Origin of the sequence: Ectothiorhodospira sp. 9100, assembly GCF_022227565.1 — a bacterium.
Taxonomy (GTDB): Bacteria; Pseudomonadota; Gammaproteobacteria; order Ectothiorhodospirales; family Ectothiorhodospiraceae; genus Ectothiorhodospira; species Ectothiorhodospira marina.
Genome location: NZ_JAJNAN010000120.1, coordinates 1 through 806, shown reverse-complemented (window position 1 = coordinate 806; position 806 = coordinate 1). Strand labels below are relative to the sequence as shown.

2 protein-coding genes are annotated in these 806 nt (G+C 58.3%); both read right to left on the bottom strand.

All coding sequences use genetic code 11. The features are described 5' to 3' along the window. Positions 1-402: helix-turn-helix domain-containing protein (locus LPW29_RS15230; RefSeq protein ID WP_238628718.1), on the bottom strand; the 402-nt coding region annotated here is incomplete at its 3' end. Beyond that, a complete protein-coding gene (locus tag LPW29_RS15225; RefSeq protein ID WP_063464603.1) occupies positions 399-713 on the bottom strand; it encodes a type II toxin-antitoxin system HigB family toxin in 315 nt (104 codons plus the stop codon). The genes LPW29_RS15230 and LPW29_RS15225, both read right to left, overlap by 4 nt. Positions 714-806: the final 93 nt, after the last annotated feature.

Here is an 806-nt window from a genome sequence, read left to right as displayed (position 1 = left end):
AAAGCGCTGCGACAGCGCCTTGATATGGTTCTTGCTGAGGCTGCGCTCGCCGGACAGCACCCGGGACACCATGGACTTCGAGCCGATCTCCGGAAGGTCGGCGATGCCCAGTTGGTGTTGCGCCATCAGCAAGCGCAGCATGGCGAGATCGGCTGGTTGCTTCAGGGCTCGTTGTTCGAAGGCCGCCAGTTCTTCATCCTGGTCCTCGTAGGTCTGGATGGCGTGTGTGAGCAGGTCGACGACGGCATTGAGCGGATCGCTGGCGGAATCCCCAGCTTCCTCGAGCAGGCTCTCGACCAGTGCCAGTGCCTCTTCATAATGGGCGTCGTCCTGGATGGGGAGATAGGGTGCCGCGGCTTGGGCGAAGCTGAGGCAGGCTTCTTTGAACACTGCAGCGGTCATGACAGTTCTCCTTTCGCGTAGCGCTTGCAGATTTTGTCGTACTCTGCGTGGGTGGCAATGTGCTTCACGTACATGCGGTTCTGAGCGAACTGGATAAAGGCGATCATCCGCAGGTGATTGCCTCCCACGTCGAGTACCCAGCATTTGTCCTTATGCTTGAAGTTGTCCAGTGAAGGGAAAACCCGTCGCATCGCCTCCGGCGTGCCGAATTTGCTCTTGCGAAGCACCCGGTAGAGATCTTCCAGGGCCTGTCTTTGGTTGGGGTGGGCCTTGGCCGCCTCGTGGAACGGGCGCTTGGAAATGACATGCATGGATGCTCCTGTCAGAGCCGATCTCATTGACTCATTGGCAACCATAGGGCGGGGTTGTCAATGAGTCAACCTTCACAATGTCTGGTTGAGTGG

Excerpts from the sequence above, each read along its gene's own strand:
- LPW29_RS15225 (WP_063464603.1), bottom strand. The coding sequence starts at position 713 with ATGCATGTCATTTCCAAGCGCCCGTTCCACGAGGCGGCCAAGGCCCAC.